Origin of the sequence: Janibacter sp. FSL W8-0316, from assembly GCF_038004165.1 — a bacterium.
Taxonomy (GTDB): domain Bacteria; phylum Actinomycetota; class Actinomycetes; order Actinomycetales; family Dermatophilaceae; genus Janibacter; species Janibacter indicus.
Window position 1 is genome coordinate 2,767,663 of the sequence record NZ_JBBOQX010000001.1, and the last position, 17,044, is coordinate 2,784,706.

Here is a 17,044-nt window from a genome sequence, read left to right on the forward strand (position 1 = left end):
GTGCCTTCCCTGACCCGCGACGAAGCCGTCGCCCGCGCAGACCTGCTCACCGTGTCGCTCATGGAGGTCGAGCTCGACCTCGACCGGGGGGCGCAGACCTTCGGGTCGGTGACCCGGATCCACCTCACCGCGAGCGGCGACGGTCAGACCTTCGTCGACGTCAAGCCCGAGACCCTGCACCGCGCGACCATCGACGGCGCGGACCTGGACGTCACCTCCCTTCGCGAAGGGAGGTTGCCGCTGGCGGTCACGGCCGGAGAGCACGTCGTCGAGGTCGAGGCGACGATGGCCTACAGCCACGACGGCGAGGGGCTGCACCGGGCGACCGACCCCGCCGACGGCGAGGACTACGTCTTCAGCCACCTCTTCCTCGACGCCGCCCCGGCGGTCTTCGCGTGCATCGACCAGCCGGACGTCAAGGCGCCCTATGCGGTGTCCGTCAAGGCGCCCCCGGAGTGGCAGGTCATCGGCAACGGCTCCGGCACCATCGCCGACGGCGGGGTGTGGCACCTCGCGCAGACCCGGCCGCTGTCGACCTACTTCGTGGCCCTGTGCGCCGGTCCCTATGTCTCGGTGACCGACGAGCACGACGGCATCCGCCTCGGGCTGTGGGCCCGGCGCTCCCTTCGGCAGCAGCTTCAGGAGCACGCGCCGGAGATGCTCGAGGTGACCCGACTCAGCTTCGACTACTTCCACTCGATCTTCGGCATCCGCTACCCCTTCGACGACTACGACCAGGTCTTCGTGCCGGAGTTCAACGCCGGCGCGATGGAAAATCCGGGGTGCGTCGTCGTCCGCGACGCCTACCTCTTCCGTGGGGCCGTCGGCCGCGACGAGCTGCTCACGCGGGCCAACACGATCAGCCACGAGATGGCCCACATGTGGTTCGGCGACCTCGTGAGCCCGCAGTGGTGGGACGACCTGTGGCTCAACGAGTCCTTCGCCGAGTACATGGCCCACCGCTGCCTCGTCGAGGCGACCGAGTACACCGAGGCCTGGGTCGACTCGACGATGTCGCGCAAGTCCTGGGGCTACGGCGCCGAGCGCTCGCCCTCGACCCACCCGGTCGCCGGGTCGCCGGCGCCCGACGCGAAGTCGGCCCTGGCCAACTTCGACGGCATCTCCTACGCCAAGGGCGCGGCCGTCATCCGCCAGCTCATCGAGTTCATCGGCGACGACGCCTTCCTCGAGGGGATCCGCGACTACCTGACCGAGCACTCCTTCGGCAACGGCACGCTCGCCGGGTTCCTCGCCGCGATGTCCCGTGCCAGCGGCCAGGACCTCGCGGCGTGGAGCGCCGCCTGGCTCGAGACCTCCGGCGTCGACACGATCGCCGTCGACCGCGCGGCGGGCACCGTGACCCGACGGGCGCCGGCCGACCACCCCGCGCAGCGCCCGCACGCCCTCGACATCGCGACCTACTCGGGCGGGGTCGAGAGCTCTCGCACGACGCTCACCCTCGAGACCGACTCGGCTCCCGTCGCGGGCGTCGACCTGACCGCACCGCTCGTGCTGCCCAATGCCGGCGACCGCACCTGGGCCACTCCGCTGCTCGACGAGCAGTCGCTCGCCGCGCTGCGCACGGAACTGCCGGCGATGACCGATGCGCAGGCGCGGGCGGTCATCTGGGTCGGCCTGCGCGACGGCGCCGCGCTCGGTCAGGTCGACCCGCGACTGCTCGTCGACCTCGGCGAGGCCGCACTCGTCACCGAGACCAACGACTCGATCTTCTCCCGCGCCGGCATGCACCTGACCAACCGCGTCATCCGGGTGCTGCTGCCCGAGGAGGAGCAGGACGCCGCCCGGGCCCGGATGACCGCGGTCGGCGAGCAGGTGCTCGCCACGGCCGAGCCGGGCTCCTCGCTCGCGCTGCATGCCGCGCGGCTCGTCGCCCGCACGACCGACGACGTCGAGGGGCGCCTCGTGCCGTGGGCGCACGGGCGTGACCTGCCTGTCGGGCTCGAGGGCGATGCCGACTTCCGGTGGATCCTCATCGGGCAGCTGACCCGCCGCGGGATCCTGACCGGCGACGAGGTCGACGAGGCGCTCGCGCAGGACCGCACGATGACCGGTCAGCTCGGGGCGCTCACCGCCCGCGCCGCGATCCCCACCGAGGCCGGCAAGGCCGCGGCCTGGGCCGACCTCACGACCAACCGCGAGCGCAGCAACCACGAGCTCGTCGCGATCGCTGCGGGCTTCTGGGGGCCGGCCGACCGGTCCCTCGTCGAGCCCTACGTCGAGCGCTACTTCGCCGACATCCCGCCGATGAGCGCGTGGCTGGGCGAGGACGCCCTCGCCCGCGTCGCGACGATGGCCTACCCGTCACGCTTCGTCAGCGAGCGCACCCTCGAGCTGTCGCGAGCGACTCTGGCGCGCACCGACATCGACCAGGGTGTGCGCCGCGCGATCGTCGACGCGCAGTCCGAGCTCGAGGAGGCGCTGGCCTCCCGCCGCGCCTTCCCTGCCGCACGACCCTGAGGAATGGCGAACCAAGGCTGCATTGCCCTACGGCAATGCAGCCTTGGTTCGCATTGCCGTAGGGCAATGCGAAGGTCTCAGGCGGTGATGACGATCCGGCCGGTGCTCGAGCCGCCGGCGAGGCGGGCGAGTGCGGCCGGGGTGTCGGCGAAGTCGTAGGTCTCGGCGACGAGCGGGGCGATCTGACCGGCGTCGGCCAGGCGCACGAGCTCGGCGTGGGCGTCGAGCACCGACTGCGGGTCGTGCTGCTGGTAGAGGCTCCAGTGCAACCCGAGGATCGTGTAGTTCTTCACCATTGCGTGGTTGAGCCGCGGCTCGGGGACCCGGCCGCTGGCGAAGCCGACGACGATGATCCGTCCCTCGAAGGCGATGCACTTCTTGCTCTGCGTGAAGGCCGATCCGCCGACCGGGTCGTAGACGACATCGGCGCCGCGCCCGTCGGTGACCTCCTTGACCGTCTCGATGACGTCCTGCTCGCGGCGGTCGATGACGACGTCGCAGCCGAGCTCGCGGGCCATCGTCACCTTGTCCGCGCCACCGACGACGCCGATGACCCGGGCGCCGGCGGCCCGGCCGAGCTGGACCGCGGCCGACCCGACGCCACCGGAGGCGGCGTGGACGAGGAGGGTCTCCCCTTCGCGCAGGTGGGCCCGGCGGTGCAGGCCGAACCAGCCGGTCTGGTAGCTGATCATCAGCGCCGCGCTCGCGGCGTCGTCGAGCCCGGCCGGCGCGGCGAAGGTGCTCGCCGCGTCCATGAGGCACTGCGTCGCGAAGCCCCCGGCGGGCACCGCGGTGCCACCGAGCACGCGGTCGCCGACGGCGACGTGGGTGACGCCCTCGCCGACCTCGAGCACGTCGCCGCAGACCTCCAGCCCCGGGACGAAGGGAGGCTCCGGCCGCACCTGGTACTCGCCCCGGCACATCAGGGTGTCGGCGAAGTTGACGGCGCTGGCGCGCACCGCGACCCGCACCTGACCGGGCCCGGGGGTCGGCTCCGGCAGGTCGACGAGGCGAAGCACCTCGGAGGGGTCGCCCAGCTGCTGGGCCTGCCATGCGCGGATCGTCATGTCGCGGAGGCTACCGACCTCACACGCTGGCGGGCCGGCGCGTCTGCAGGGTGTGAGCACTTCCACGATGATCGACCCCATGACCACGCGGCACGCCCTCCTGCCCACGAGCCTCGGTGACCTCACCGCCGTCGTCGACGAGGCGAGCGGTGGCGGGGGTGCGGTCCTCGTCGGGCTGTACTTCCCGGGTCACTGGACGCTGCCCGACGGCGCCGACCACGGCCCGCAGGTCGAGCTCGGCGACGAGCCGCTCCTCGCCGCGCTCGCCGACGAGCTGCGCGAGTACCTCGCGGGGGAGCGCACGGACTTCGACGTCGCCTACGAGCTGCGCGGCGGCACGCACCACCGGCAGGTGTGGGCGCTGCTCGAGCGGATCCCCTACGGGCAGACCGTGACCTACGGCGACCTCGCCCGGGAGACCGGGGGCGCGGCCCAGGCCGTCGGCCGCGCCGTCGGGGCCAACCCGATCTCGATCGTCGTGCCGTGCCACCGGGTCATCGGTGCGGACGGCTCGATCACCGGCTACGCCGGCGGGCTCGACCGCAAGCGGACCCTGCTCGCGCTCGAGGAGCCGAGCGCCGGCGAGCGGGACGCGCTCTTCTGAGCCACTGGGTCGGCGCTACCGTCGCCGCATGAGCACCACCCCCACCCCGTCGCGTGCCGAGCGCCTCGGCGCGCTGCCGTACACCCGCCGCCACACCCGCCTGCTCGTCGGGTCGGGGACCGGCTGGGCGCTCGACGCGATGGACGTCGGGCTGATCTCCTTCGTCATCGTCGTCCTCGCCGACCAGTGGGACCTCACGACGGGCGAGCGGTCGTGGATCGTCACGGTCGGCTTCATCGGCATGGCGATCGGCGCGACCGTCGGCGGGTGGCTGGCCGACCGCTTCGGTCGGCGCGCTGTCTTCGCGACGACCCTGCTCGTCTACGGGCTGGCCACCGGCGCGTCCGCCCTCGTCGGCGGGCTCGCGGCCTTTCTCGTCCTGCGGCTCGTCGTCGGCCTCGGGCTGGGCGCCGAGCTGCCGGTCGCCTCGACCCTCGTCAGCGAGCTGTCCCCGACGCGCATCCGTGGTCGCCTCGTCGTGGCGCTGGAGTCCTTCTGGGCGCTCGGCTGGATCCTCGCCGCGGTCATCGGCTTCTACGTCGTGCCCCGCGGCGACGACGGCTGGCGGTGGGGCCTCGCCCTCGGGCTGGTCCCCGCGGTCTACGCGCTCGTCGTGCGCTTCGGTCTGCCGGAGTCGGCTGCCTGGCTGGAGCGCCGCGGCCGGCACGAGGAGGCCGAGCGGGTGGTCCGCGGCTTCGAGGAGTCGGCGGGGGAGGACCCGCCGCCCACGAGCACGAAGGGGGTGCCCGCTGCGGTCGCCGAGCCGGACCCGCAGGCGGCGCCGGGCCTGTGGTCGCGTGGGCTGCGCCGCCGCACCCTGGGCATCTGGCTCGTGTGGTTCGGGGTCAACTTCAGCTATTACGGCGCCTTCCTGTGGATCCCCTCGCTCCTCGTCGCGCGGGGCCACGACGTGACGACCTCCTTCGGCTACACGCTGGTCATCACGCTCGCCCAGCTGCCGGGCTATGCCCTCGCGGCGGTCCTCGTCGAGGCCTGGGGTCGGCGTTCGACGCTCGCCCTCTTCCTGCTGGGTTCGGCGGTGGCCGCGTGGTTCTTCGGGCAGTCGGACTCGGCGACGTCGATCATCGTCGCGGGCTCGGCCCTCTCCTTCTGCAACCTCGGCGCCTGGGGCGCCCTCTACGCGATCACGCCCGAGATCTACCCGACGGCGGTGCGCGGCTCGGGCGCCGGTGCGGCTGCAGGCTTCGGGCGGCTCGCCTCGATCGCCGCGCCGCTGGTGGTGCCGGTGCTCCTCGAGCGAGGTGGCGGCGACGTCCTCGTCTTCACGATCTTCACCGCAGCCTTCGTCGTCGCGGCCGCGGCGGCCTTCCTCCTGCCCGAGACGCGAGGACGCGCGCTCGATACTTGAAACGAGGTTCAGGTGGGCATAGTCTCGGGCCACCCGTACTCGAAGGAGAGTCAGCATGGCCGTCGTCCCCACCGTGACCGGGAGCATCGACTCCGCCGACCTGGGCCGGGTGCTGGCCCACGAGCACATCTTCGTCGTGGGGGAGGAGTACCGGCAGAACTACCAGTCCGACTGGGACGAGGACGCCAAGGTCGTCGACGCCGTGACCCAGCTGTCCGAGCTCAAGAGCCTGGGCATCGACACGATCCTCGACCCGACGGTCATCGGCCTGGGTCGGTACCTGCCCCGCGTGCAGCGCGTCGCCGAGCAGATCGACCTCAATGTCGTCGTGGCGACCGGGGTCTACACGTACAACGAGATCCCCTTCCAGTTCCACTACACCGGGCCGGGGCTGCTCTTCGACGTGCCGGAGCCGCTCACCGAGCTCTTCGTCAAGGACCTCACCGAGGGCATCGCCGACACTGGGGTCCGCGCCGGTTTCCTCAAGTGCGCCATCGAGGAGCAGGGCCTGACCCCCGGCGTCGAGCGGGTCATGCGCGCGGTCGCCCAGGCCCACGTGCAGACCGGCGCCCCCATCACCGTGCACACCAACCCGCACACGCAGTCGGGGCTGGTCACCCAGCAGGTGCTCGCCGAGGAGGGGGCCGACCTGACGAAGGTCGTCATCGGTCACAGCGGCGACTCGACCGATGTGGACTACCTGTGCAAGGTCGCCGACGCCGGCTCCCTCCTGGGCATGGACCGCTTCGGCCTCGACGTGCTGCTGCCCTTCGAGGACCGCATCGCGACGGTGCTCGAGCTGCTGCGGCGCGGGTATGCCGAGCGCATGGTGCTCGCGCACGACGCGTCGTGCTTCATCGACTGGTTCGACCCGGAGGCGAAGCGGCAGGTCGTCCCGCGCTGGAACTACCGGCACATCAGCCAGGACGTGCTGCCTGCGCTCCTCGAGGGTGGCGCGAGCGAGGCCGACATCGACACGTTGCTCGTCGACAACCCGCGGCGCTACTTCGAGTGAGGCTCAGCCCACTTCGTCGACGAACTCGATGACCCGTCGGGTGAGGATGCGCGCCTCCTCGGGCTGGTACTCCGCCGGCAGCGTCGGGTCGTTGAAGAGGTGGCCGTCCCCCTGGTACTCGACGTAGGAGTAGGCGCCGCCGGCGTGCTCGACGTCGTCCTGGAGCTGCTCGTCGACCATCGGGTCGAACTGCCGGTCCTCCTCGTGGAAGGGGTCGCCGGCCGTCACGTGGACCTGCCCCGGCACCCCGGGCGGCCACGCAGCCTCGAGGTGGCGCATGGGCATGCCGCCGCCGACCATGATGACGCCGCGGGCGTCGGCCGGGCGTTGTGCGGCGATCCACTGGGCCATCGCGGCGCCGTTGGAGAAGCCGACGGCCACGAAGGCGCCCTCGACGGCTCGCGCGGCCTCGAGCGCGTAGGCCATCTGCGCGGGGAAGCCGATCTCCTGCGAGCGGGCTGCGGCGGTCGGGTAGTCGTCGAAGGTGACGCCCTCGAGGTGGTCGACGGTGGTCACGCTGTGGCCGGCGCCGGTGAGGGCGTCGGCGAGGTCGGTGATGCCCTGACGCACACCGAGGACGGACGGGAAGAGCAGTACCTGTGCCATGTCCCGACCGTAGACCCGGGCGCCGGCAGCGTCAGCGCGTGAAGACCGGCGGCCGCTTCTCGACGAAGGCCCGGGCGGCCTCGACGTGGTCGGCGGTCAGGCCGCACGCCTTGTGCCGCGGCACCTCGGCCGCCATCGACTCCGCGAGGGTCTGGCCGGGTGCCTCGAGGAGGTTGCGCTTGATGCTCGCGAGCGTGCCGGCCGAGCCGGCCGCCAGCTGCTCGGCGAGCTCGCGGGTGCGCACCTCGAGCTCCTCCTCGGGGACGAGCCGGTTGAGCAGCCCGAGGTCGAGGCAGGCCGGTCCGTCGAGGCGCGGGCCCAAGAACATCAGCTCGCGGGCGGTCGCCGGCCCGACGAGTCGCTCGAGCAGCCAGGCGACGCCGAAGTCCCCGGACAGGGCGATCCTCGCGAAGGCCGTCGCGACGACGGTCTTCGGGGTGCCGATGCGCAGGTCGGCGGCGAGCGCGAAGCCCAGCCCGGCGCCCGCGGCCGCGCCCGGCAGGGCGGCGACGACCGGCTTGGCGAAGGCGTGGATCCGCCCGACGGTCATCTCCTGGTGACGCAGCTGCTCCGCGACGGCGGCCGGGTCGACCTCGGTGGCGCCACCCCCTTCGCCCCCGTCGGCATCGAACTGCTGGACGTCGCCGCCGGAGCAGAAGGCGCGCCCGGCCCCGGTGATCACGAGGACGCGCACCGCGGGGTCGGCCTCGGTCTGCGCGAGCAGCTCCCCGAGGCGCTCGACCATCTCCGGCGACATGGCATTGCGCCGGTCGGGCCGGTTGAGGGTGATCGTCGCGATGCCGTCGGTGACGTCGAGCAGCACGTGGTCGGTGGGGGTGGTCATGGGCACTCCTACGGGGTCGGGTCGGGTACGGCGGGACGAAGGGGGCGGGCGAAGGCGAGCGCGCCGAGCGCCGGCAGCAGGGCGAGGAGCAGCAGCGAGCGGGGCCAGCCGATGACGTCGCCGAGCCCGCCGACCGCGGCGGCGCCGAGGCTGCCGCCGAGGAGGAAGCACAGCGTGAGCAGGCCCAGGGCGCTGCCCCGGATGCGGGTGGGCACGGAGTCGGCGACGAGTGCGGTCATCGCCGGCTGTCCGAGCCCGAAGGAGAGCATGAGCGCGAGCGTGGCGACGACGAGGACGACCGGCTGGGCGAGCGCGGTGCCGACGGTGGCGACGAGGACGGCGGTGGTGACGCCGGTGGTCGCCACGAGCTGGCCCCGGACGGGACCGAGTCGGAGCAGTGCCGGTCCGGTGATGCGGGGCGCGACGACCCCGAGCGCGGCGGCGGGCAGGAGGATCAGGCCGACCTGCACGCCGGTCCAGCCGCGCGCGGCCAGGCTCGTCGGGACGGCGACGAGCATGCCGAACCACGCCGACGACAGGCTCGCCGCGGTGAGCAGGGAGCGGCGGGCGGCGCTGCTGCGCAGGAGCGCCTGCGGCACGACGCCGAAGGGGACGCGTCGCGCCCGCAGGACGGCGGCCGGTGCGGCGACGAGCAGCAGGACGCCGCCGCCGACGGCGACCGCCGGCCCGAGCGTCGCCGCCTGCAGGGACATCACCGCGCCGATCGCGGCGGCCCCGACGAGCAGGACGCCCGCCGGGTCGAGGGTGGCGCCCGGCTGTCGATCGGTGGGCAGGTGGCGCCAGACGACCGGGACGAAGGCGAGCGTCACGAGGGGGATGGCGACGACCGGGCGCCAGCCGAAGGGGTCGACGAGCGCTGACCCGATGACCGGGCCGAGCGCGTTGACCGTGCCGCCCACCCCGGCATAGGTCGCCAGGGCCCGCGCCCGGGCATCGCCGGCGAAGAGGGCCTGAACCGCGGCGAGGGTGAGGGCGGGGACGGCCGAGGCACCGAGCCCCTGGAGGGTGCGGGTGGCGACGAGCGCCGGCAGGCTGTCGACGAGCGCACCGGCGCACGCGGCGGTGACCATGACGCCCACCCCGACGAGCAGGGGCAGCCGGATGCCGAGCAGGTCGCTGACCCGGCCGCAGACGGCGCTACCGACGGCGAGGGCGAGGGAGTAGCAGCTGACGACGAGGGCGGCGCGGCCCGCGGTGAGGTCGAGGTCGGCCGCGAGCGTGGGCAGGGCGACGGCGACGGCTGCGCTGCCCAGGCCGGTGATGCCGAAGAGCACGGCGATCGCGCTCGCCAGGGCAGCCGGGCGCGGCGTGGCGGGCGCGGCAGCGGTGGCGATGTCGACTCCCTCGTCGCTTGTATATGAATCCAAGTTCAAGTATACCTGTGAGGACCACGGACGACCAGAGCCGACCGACCAGAGGATGCGCACCATGACGACGACGTCGGATGCCGCAGCGGGCGAGACTCCCTGTGCCGCGGCGCTGCTCATCGACTTCGGGGGAGTGCTCACCGTCCCCCTCCGTCGGGCCTTCGGGGCGCTCGCCGACGACGCAGGGCTCGACCCCGACGCCGGCCTGCGGGTCCTCGCCACCCATGAGGGCGCCCGCACCGCGCTGGGCGAGCACGAGGTCGGCCGCCTCGACGACGAGGGCTTCGAGGACGCCTTCGCCGCCGCGCTCGTCGAGGCCGGGGGCCGCGTCGAGCCCCGGGGTCTGCTCGCCCGCCTCGCCGAGCACCTCGACCTCGACGAGCCGATGGTCGACCTTGTCCGCGAGGTCCGCGCGGCAGGGGTGCCCGTCGCCCTCGTCTCCAACTCCCTCGGCCGCGACTGCTACGCCCGCGTCGACCTCGACGAGCTCTTCGACGTCACCGTCATCTCCGGCCAGGTCGGGGTGCGCAAGCCCTCGCGCCAGATTTACCGGATCGCCTGCGAGCGGCTCGGGGTCGCCCCCGGGCAGTGCGTCCTCGTCGACGACCTCGAGCACAACCTCGTCGGCGCCGCCCGCCTGGGCATCGACGGCATCCACCACCGCACCGCCGACGAGACCATCCCGCGCGTGCGGGCCGCGCTCGGCCTGCCGACGACGACCGCAGCGTGACCCCCCTTCGCCCGTGATCCACCCACCAAAGGACCCCACGATGTTCGACCTCAGTGACCGCGGCCATGACTACCGCGACCGGCTGCTCGCCTTCATGGACGAGCACGTCTACCCGGCCGAGAGTGTCTACCGCGAGCAGATGCGCGCCTCCGGCGACGCCAACCACCACCCGCAGGTCCTCGAGGACCTCAAGGCCGAGGCGCGCAGCCAGGGGCTGTGGAACCTCTTCCACCCCCACCCCGAGTGGGGGCCGGGCCTGACCAACCTCGAGTACGCCCACCTCGCCGAGATCACCGGGCGCAGCATCGAGATCGCTCCCGAGGCGATCAACTGCAATGCCCCCGACACCGGCAACATGGAGGTGCTCACGCTCTTCGGCACCGACGAGCACAAGGAGCGCTACCTGGGGCCCCTGCTCGCGGGCGAGATCGCCTCGGCCTTCGCGATGACCGAGCCGGCCGTCGCCAGCTCCGACGCGACCAATGTCGAGACCCGGATGGTCCGCGACGGCGACGAGTACGTCATCACCGGCCGCAAGTGGTGGACCTCCAACGCCCTGCACAAGAACTGCAAGGTCCTCATCGTCATGGGCAAGACCGACCCGGACGCCCCGACCCACCGTCAGCAGTCGATGATGGTCGTCCCGATCGATGCCCCGGGCGTGAAGATCCTGCGCGGCCTGCCGGTCTTCGGCTACTGGGACCGCGAGGGGCATGCCGAGGTCGAGTTCGACCACGTGCGCGTGCCGCGCGAGGCCCTGCTCGCCGGTGAGGGCGACGGCTTCATGATCAGCCAGGCCCGCCTGGGGCCCGGCCGGATCCACCACTGCATGCGGGCCATCGGCGTCGCCGAGCGCGCCCTCGATCTGATGATCGACCGGGCGCAGTCGCGGGTGACCTTCGGGGAGCCGGTGGCCAACCGGGCCAACATCATGGACTGGGTCGCCGAGGCGCGGATCGAGATCGAGATGGCCCGCCTGCTGACGCTCAAGGCCGCGCACCTGATGGACACCGTGGGCAACAAGGTGGCCCGCACGGAGATCGCGGCGATCAAGGTCGCCGCGCCCCAGGTCGCGCTCAAGGTCCTCGACCGGGCGATCCAGGTGCACGGCGGCGGCGGCGTGAGCGACGACTTCCCGCTGGCCCAGTGGTACGCGCACATGCGCACGCTGCGTCTGGCCGACGGGCCGGACGAGGTGCACAAGATGACCATCGCCCGCCGCGAGTACCGCCGCCGGAGCCCGGAGTGGGGCAAGAAGTGACCGAGGGCATCGACGAGGCCGCGATGACCGACTGGCTCGTCGGTCTCGGGGTCGGCCTGCAGGCGCCCCTGACCTATGCGCGGGTCGGCCTGGGCCAGTCCAACCTCACCTATCTCGTCACCGACGCGCAGGGGGCTCGTCTCGTCCTGCGGCGACCGCCCCTGGGTGAGCTGCTCGCCTCGGCCCACGACGTGGCCCGGGAGCACCGGATCCTCGCGGCCCTGCAGGGCACGGACGTGCCGCTGCCGCGGGTGCTCGGGCTGTGCGAGGACCCGGCTGTCACCGACGTTCCGGTCCTCGCGGTCTCGCACGTCGACGGCACGGTCGTCGACGAGCGCGCCGACGCCGAGGCCCTCTCGCCGGCGGCGCGGCACGCGATCGGGCTCTCGCTCGTCGACACGCTCGGCCGGATCCACGGCGTCGACCTCGAGGCCGTCGGTCTCGCCGACCTGGCCAGCCACAAGCCCTATGCCGCCCGCCAGCTCAAGCGGTGGTCGGGGCAGTGGGAGCTCTCGCGCACCCGCGAGCTGCCCGAGCTGGAGCGGCTCACCGAGCGGCTGCGGACGCTCGAGCCCGAGGCGGGAGAGGTCGCCCTCGTCCACGGCGACTGCCACCTGCGCAACCTCATCGTCGACCCCGACGACGCGAGCGTGCGGGCGATCCTCGACTGGGAGCTGTGCACCCTCGGTGACCCGCTCGCCGACCTCGGGACCGTGCTCGCCTACTGGCCGCAGCCGGGCGACCCGCCGACGATGCGCTTCGACGCCTCGATGGTCGAAGGCTTCGCCACGCGGGAGGAGCTCGTCGAGCGCTATGCCGAGATCACCGGCCGCGACCTCACCCACGTGCCCTTCTGGCACGGCCTGGGCCTGTGGAAGCTCGCGATCATCCTCGAAGGGGTGCGCCGCCGACAGCTCGACGACCCGCGCAACCTCACGGCGATGGGGCGCATCCCCGCCGAGGCCGTCGACGAGCTCGTCGCGTGTGCGCACGTCGTCCTCGACGAGGCGGACTAGGGTGTCCGCCATGCCCAGCGAGACCGATCCTGCCGACCCTGAGGTGCCCGACCTCGTCGACGCGGCTAAGCTGGGGACCCTGCCCCAGACCGCGCGGGGCAAGCGCACCCGCGATGCCCTCATCGCGGCCGCGCGCACGGTCTTCGAGCGTGACGGCTACGTCGACTCGCGGCTCGTCGACATCGCGGCCGAGGCCAAGTGCTCGATCGGCAGCTTCTACACGTGGTTCGAGAGCAAGGACGAGGTCCTGGCGGCCGTCCTGCACGAGGCGCAGAGCGACATGCTCCACCCCGGCACCGGTCGGATCGAGGCGACCGACGACCCGATCGCGATCATCGCCGCGAGCAACCGCGCCTACTTCGAGGCCTTCCGCCGCAATGCCAAGCTCAACGTCCTGCTCCAGCAGGTCGCGGCGGTCGACCCGCGCTTCCGCGACATGCGTCGCGCGCGCAGCGAGGCCTTCGTGGCCCGCAACTCCCGGGCGATCCGCGACCTGCAGGAGCGCGGCCTCGCCGACCGCGACGTCGACCCCGAGCTCGCGGCGATGGCCCTGTCGGGCATGGTCGCCCGCTTGGCCTACGACGTCTTCGTCATCGGTGGTCCCGAGACGGTCGAGGACGTCGTCGCGACGGCGACCCGGCTGTGGACCAATGCCCTCGGCCTGACCGAGCCGGTCCTGCGCGCCGACTGACGCGCAGGACCAGCGGCCTCACCGGGCGATGTTGACCCCGCCGTCGACGGTCAGCGTGCGATGTTGACCCCGCCGTCGACGGTCAGCGTGCTGCCGACGACGTAGTCGCCGGCGTCCGAGGCGAGGTAGACCGCGGCGGCGGCCATGTCCTCGTCGCGCCCGATCCGGCCCGAGGGGATCTGGGCGGCGGTCGCCTCCTCCTCGTCCCGGGCTTCCTTGTTCATCGACGACGCGAAGGCGCCCGGCGCGATCGCCGAGACGACGATGCCCTCCGGCGCGAGCCGGACCGCCAGGCGCTTGGTCAGGTGCACGACCCCCGCCTTGCTCGCGTGGTAGCTGTACGTCTCCAGCGGGTTGAGCGAGAGCCCGTCGATCGAGGCGATGTTGATGACCTTGGCCAGGTGGCCGCTGCGCTCGCGGCCGGCGAGCAGCAGGGTCCTGGCGGCCTGGGTGAGGAAGAAGGGCGCCTTGACGTTGAGGTCCATGACCTTGTCCCAGCCGCTCTCGGGGAACTCGTCGAAGCCCGCTCCCCACGCCGCGCCGGCGTTGTTGACGAGGATGTCGAGGTGGTCCTCGTGCTCGCGGAAGGCGTCGAGCAGCGCAGCGATCCCGGCGGTCGTCGAGACGTCGCAGGGCAGGGCGACGCAGCGCCCTTCGCCGTACTGCTGCGACAGCTCGGTGGCGGTGGCCCGGCAGGCCTCCTCCTTGCGCGCGGTGATGTAGACCGTGGCGCCCTGCGCCAGCAGTCCCTCGGTGATCATCCGGCCGATGCCGCGGCTGCCGCCGGTGACGAGGGCGACGCGGCCCTCGAGGGAGAAGAGTGCGGTGAGGTCCATGCTGGTCCTGACGCTCGAAGGGGGGTTGTCCCGTCGACCGTAGCGTGACCTGAATCAGGGTTCAACAGTAGTTGAAGCCAGATTCACGTTGTGACAGGCTGGCGCCACACCGGCACGTCGACCACAGGAGCTCACATGTCCCGGACCTCGCAGGAGATCCGTCTCGCCGCCCGCCCGCAGGGCCGCCCCGATGCGAGCACCTGGGAGCTCGCCACGACCGAGGTCGCCGAGCCGGGGCCGGGGGAGTTCCTCGTCCAGCTGCAGCAGATCTCGCTCGACCCGGCGATGCGCGGCTGGCTCAACGACGTGCGCTCCTACCTGCCGCCGGTGCAGATCGGTGCCGTCATGCGGGCCTTCGGCGCCGGCACCGTCGTCGCGTCTCAGCACGACGACTTCGCCGTCGGTGACGTCGTGAGCGGCACCTTCGGGGTGCGTGAGTACGCGATCTCGGACGGCACGGGGGTCACCCACCTCGACCTCGACGTCGCCCCGATGAGCACCTGGCTCGGCGCGCTCGGGATGCCCGGCATGACCGCGTGGTTCGGCCTCGAGGACGTCGGTCGGGCCCAGCCCGGTGACACGGTCCTCGTCTCGGCCGCGGCCGGCGCCGTCGGGTCCACGGTGGCCCAGCTGGCCAAGGCCAAGGGGTGCCGGGTCATCGGTGTCGCCGGCGGCCCCGACAAGGTCGCCTGGCTGCGCGAGCTCGGCCTCGACGAGGTCATCGACCGGCGCGAGGGTGACCTGCTGCGCCAGGTGCGCCGGGCCGCCCCCGACGGCGTCGACGTCTACTTCGACAATGTCGGCGGCGAGCTGCTCGACGCCGCCCTGGCCAACCTCGCCCACGGCGCGCGCATCGCCATCTGCGGTGCGATCTCGACCTACAACGACGAGACCCTCGCCGAGGGCCCGCGGCGCTACATGGCCCTGCTGGTCTTCCGCGCGAGCATGCAGGGCTTTGTCGTCATGGACTACGAGGACCGCTACGACGAGGCGATCGCCGGCATCAGCGAGCTCATCCGCGACGGGCGTCTTGTCGCCACCGAGACGATCCTCGAGGGCGGCGTCGCCGCCTTCCCCGATGCCCTCCTCGGCCTCTTCGACGGGGTCAACACCGGCAAGCTGCTGCTCGAGATCTGAGAGGACCACCCATGCGCGCCATCCACATCACCACCCTCGACGGCCCCGAGGCCGTGGAGCTCGTCGACGTCCCCGCACCGGCCGACCCGCGCCTCGTGACGATCGAGGTCAGGGCCGCCGGCGTGGCCTTCCCCGAGCTGCTCCAGACCCGCGGGCTCTACCAGATGAAGCCCAACCTCCCCTTCGTCCCGGGGGCCGAGGTGGCCGGTGTCGTCACCGCGGCGCCCGAGGGCAGCGGGTTCGCCGCCGGTGACCGGGTCGCGGCACTGACGATGCTCGGGGGCTTCGCCGAGGTCGCCCAGGCGCAGCCCGACCTGACCTTCCACCTGCCCGACGAGGTCGGCTTCGAGTCGGGTGCCGCCTTCACCTTCAACTACGCCACCGTCTACTTCGCGCTGGTCGAGCGCGGTCACCTCACCGAGGGCGAGACCGTCCTCGTGCACGGCGCAGCCGGCGGCATCGGCACCGCCGCGATCCAGATGGCCAAGGCCTTCGGTGCCGGCAAGGTCATCGGTGTCGTCTCCACCGAGGCGAAGGGGGAGATCGCCCGGGCCGCGGGTGCCGACGAGGTCGTCCTGGCCGACGGCTTCCTCGACGCGGTGGGCCGGGCGAGCGTCGACGTCGTCGTCGACCCCGTGGGCGGCGACCGCTTCACCGACTCGCTGCGGGCCCTGCGCGAGCACGGTCGCCTGCTCGTCATCGGCTTCACCGCCGGTGCCATCCCCGAGGTCAAGGTCAACCGGCTGCTGCTGGGCAACATCAGCGTCGTCGGCGTCGGCTGGGGTGCCTACGCGATGTCCCGCCCCGGGCACATCGGCACCGAGTGGGAGGCGATGCTCCCGCACCTGCGCAGTGGCGCCCTGGACCCGGTGCTCGGTGCGACCTACCCGCTGGCGGAGGCGGCCGAGGCCATCGCCTCGCTCGAGACCCGGCAGGTCACCGGCAAGGTGCTGCTGCTCCCATGACGACCGCAGCGCCGCTCCCTTCGGTCCAGGAGGTCCTCGCCCTCCCGGCGGTGATCGTCGAGACGGCTCCGCCGGAGTGGGAGGACGTCAACGGCCACGTCAACGTCGCCCGCTACTACGACCTGCACCTGCGCGGCGCCGAGGCGGCGCTCACGGCGCTCGGCGTCGACGACGCCTACCGGGCCGAGACCGGGTGGAGCATGTTCAGCGTCGAGCAGCACCTGCGCTTCCTCGGCGAGGTGCACGTCGGCCACGAGGTGAGCGTGCACCTGCGCTGGGTGGCCCGCGGCGACAAGGTCATGCACGCGATCTCCTTCGTCGTCGACCGCACGACCGGCAGCGTGGCCAACTCCCTCGAGGTCCTCGAGGCGCACGTCGACCTGACGACCCGCCGGGCATGCGCGTGGGCCCCCACGATCGCCGAGCGGATCGACGAGCTCGTGGCGGCCCACGCGGCGCTGCCGTGGCCGGCCCCGACGTGCGGGGCCATCGGGGTCAGGAGCTGAAGCGACCGATCGACTCGGCAACGAGGATCGGCTTGTCGATGCCCTCGGCCTCGACGGTGAGGGTCGTGACGACCTTGACCGCGCCCGGGCCGGTCTCCTCGACCGACGTCAGCTCGGCGACCAGGCGGATGCGCGAGTCCACGGGCAGCGGGTGGATGAAGCGCACCTTGTCGTAGCCGTAGTTGAGGCTGTGCGCGAAGCCGTCGAAGGCCATGAGCTCCTCGAGGAAGGCCGGCGTGCGCGAAAGGCTGTAGAGCCCGTGCGCGATCGTCGAGCCGAAGGGGGAGTCGGCCGCCCGCTGCGGGTCGACGTGGATCCACTGGTGGTCGCCGGTGAGGTCGGCGAAGGCGTCGATCTTCGCCTGGTCGACGACGTGCCACTCGGTCGGGCCGAGCCGGGTGCCGACGAGGTCCTTGAGGTCCTGCACGGACGTGGGGCGGTGCTGCGCGGTCTGGGTCACGGTGAGCTCCTTCGGTCACGATCTGGTCCCTCGAACCTAGTTGAACTTGAACCCGGCTTCAAGTAGCGTCG

Annotated in this window: 17 protein-coding genes; 11 read left to right on the top strand and 6 right to left on the bottom strand. The window is 72.4% G+C overall.

What is annotated here, in order from left to right:
• On the top strand, positions 1–2,478 hold the full coding sequence (gene pepN, locus NYE39_RS13600) for an aminopeptidase N (RefSeq protein ID WP_341012984.1): 2,478 nt from the start codon (positions 1–3) through the stop codon (positions 2,476–2,478).
• A gap of 77 nt (positions 2,479–2,555) precedes the next feature.
• On the opposite strand, the gene NYE39_RS13605 is transcribed toward pepN, so the two are convergent.
• Positions 2,556–3,545, bottom strand: coding sequence for an NADPH:quinone oxidoreductase family protein (locus NYE39_RS13605; RefSeq protein WP_341012985.1), 990 nt, complete (start codon positions 3,543–3,545; stop codon positions 2,556–2,558).
• A 79-nt stretch (positions 3,546–3,624) separates the two neighbouring features.
• Between NYE39_RS13605 and NYE39_RS13610 the strand changes: the two genes are divergently transcribed.
• Genes NYE39_RS13610 through NYE39_RS13620 form a run of 3 tightly spaced genes read left to right on the top strand, consistent with a single transcriptional unit; the run spans position 3,625 to position 6,533 of the window.
• Positions 3,625–4,149: a methylated-DNA--[protein]-cysteine S-methyltransferase gene (locus tag NYE39_RS13610; protein WP_072626089.1), complete on the top strand. Its 525-nt coding sequence runs from the start codon at positions 3,625–3,627 to the stop codon at positions 4,147–4,149.
• 28 nt (positions 4,150–4,177) lie between these two features.
• Entirely contained in the window at positions 4,178–5,518 is a 1,341-nt protein-coding gene (locus NYE39_RS13615; protein WP_192911461.1) for an MFS transporter, read from the top strand.
• A 55-nt stretch (positions 5,519–5,573) separates the two neighbouring features.
• Entirely contained in the window at positions 5,574–6,533 is a 960-nt protein-coding gene (locus tag NYE39_RS13620) for a phosphotriesterase family protein (RefSeq protein ID WP_072623716.1), read from the top strand.
• A 3-nt stretch (positions 6,534–6,536) separates the two neighbouring features.
• On the opposite strand, the gene NYE39_RS13625 is transcribed toward NYE39_RS13620, so the two are convergent.
• The 3 genes from NYE39_RS13625 to NYE39_RS13635 are packed head-to-tail and all read right to left on the bottom strand — an operon-like array spanning position 6,537 to position 9,371.
• Positions 6,537–7,139: a dienelactone hydrolase family protein gene (locus NYE39_RS13625; protein WP_072623717.1), complete on the bottom strand. Its 603-nt coding sequence runs from the start codon at positions 7,137–7,139 to the stop codon at positions 6,537–6,539.
• Between the two features lie 31 nt (positions 7,140–7,170).
• Positions 7,171–7,983 (bottom strand): enoyl-CoA hydratase-related protein, encoded by an 813-nt coding sequence (locus tag NYE39_RS13630; protein ID WP_072623718.1) that lies wholly within the window; start codon positions 7,981–7,983, stop codon positions 7,171–7,173.
• An 8-nt stretch (positions 7,984–7,991) separates the two neighbouring features.
• Positions 7,992–9,371, bottom strand: a complete 1,380-nt coding sequence (locus NYE39_RS13635; protein WP_341012986.1) for an MFS transporter — start codon at positions 9,369–9,371, stop codon at positions 7,992–7,994.
• Positions 9,372–9,432: 61 nt separating this feature from the next.
• Between NYE39_RS13635 and NYE39_RS13640 the strand changes: the two genes are divergently transcribed.
• The 4 genes from NYE39_RS13640 to NYE39_RS13655 are packed head-to-tail and all read left to right on the top strand — an operon-like array spanning position 9,433 to position 13,069.
• On the top strand, positions 9,433–10,101 hold the full coding sequence (locus tag NYE39_RS13640; RefSeq protein WP_072626090.1) for an HAD family hydrolase: 669 nt from the start codon (positions 9,433–9,435) through the stop codon (positions 10,099–10,101).
• A gap of 40 nt (positions 10,102–10,141) precedes the next feature.
• Positions 10,142–11,362, top strand: a complete 1,221-nt coding sequence (locus NYE39_RS13645) for an acyl-CoA dehydrogenase family protein (RefSeq protein ID WP_192911463.1) — start codon at positions 10,142–10,144, stop codon at positions 11,360–11,362.
• Positions 11,347–12,378 (top strand): phosphotransferase family protein, encoded by a 1,032-nt coding sequence (locus NYE39_RS13650; protein WP_341012987.1) that lies wholly within the window; start codon positions 11,347–11,349, stop codon positions 12,376–12,378. Before NYE39_RS13645 ends, NYE39_RS13650 begins: the two co-directional genes overlap by 16 nt.
• Before the next feature lie 10 nt (positions 12,379–12,388).
• Positions 12,389–13,069, top strand: coding sequence for a TetR/AcrR family transcriptional regulator (locus tag NYE39_RS13655; RefSeq protein ID WP_341012988.1), 681 nt, complete (start codon positions 12,389–12,391; stop codon positions 13,067–13,069).
• A 50-nt stretch (positions 13,070–13,119) separates the two neighbouring features.
• Here the strand turns inward: NYE39_RS13655 and NYE39_RS13660 are convergent, their stop codons facing one another.
• Positions 13,120–13,905 (bottom strand): SDR family oxidoreductase, encoded by a 786-nt coding sequence (locus NYE39_RS13660; RefSeq protein WP_341012989.1) that lies wholly within the window; start codon positions 13,903–13,905, stop codon positions 13,120–13,122.
• 135 nt (positions 13,906–14,040) lie between these two features.
• Here NYE39_RS13660 and NYE39_RS13665 point away from each other — a divergent pair, with 135 nt between their 5' ends.
• From NYE39_RS13665 to NYE39_RS13675, 3 genes are read left to right on the top strand one after another with little or no spacing between them, the layout of a single operon-like run.
• Entirely contained in the window at positions 14,041–15,042 is a 1,002-nt protein-coding gene (locus NYE39_RS13665; RefSeq protein ID WP_341012990.1) for an NADP-dependent oxidoreductase, read from the top strand.
• Between the two features lie 11 nt (positions 15,043–15,053).
• A complete protein-coding gene (locus NYE39_RS13670) occupies positions 15,054–16,007 on the top strand; it encodes an NADPH:quinone oxidoreductase family protein (protein WP_341012991.1) in 954 nt (317 codons plus the stop codon).
• A complete protein-coding gene (locus NYE39_RS13675; RefSeq protein WP_341012992.1) occupies positions 16,004–16,513 on the top strand; it encodes a thioesterase family protein in 510 nt (169 codons plus the stop codon). The genes NYE39_RS13670 and NYE39_RS13675 overlap by 4 nt, the downstream gene beginning before the upstream one ends.
• Here NYE39_RS13675 and NYE39_RS13680 read toward each other — a convergent pair.
• A complete protein-coding gene (locus NYE39_RS13680; RefSeq protein ID WP_072623725.1) occupies positions 16,503–16,973 on the bottom strand; it encodes a MaoC family dehydratase in 471 nt (156 codons plus the stop codon). The genes NYE39_RS13675 and NYE39_RS13680 overlap by 11 nt on opposite strands.
• Positions 16,974–17,044 lie beyond the last annotated feature (71 nt).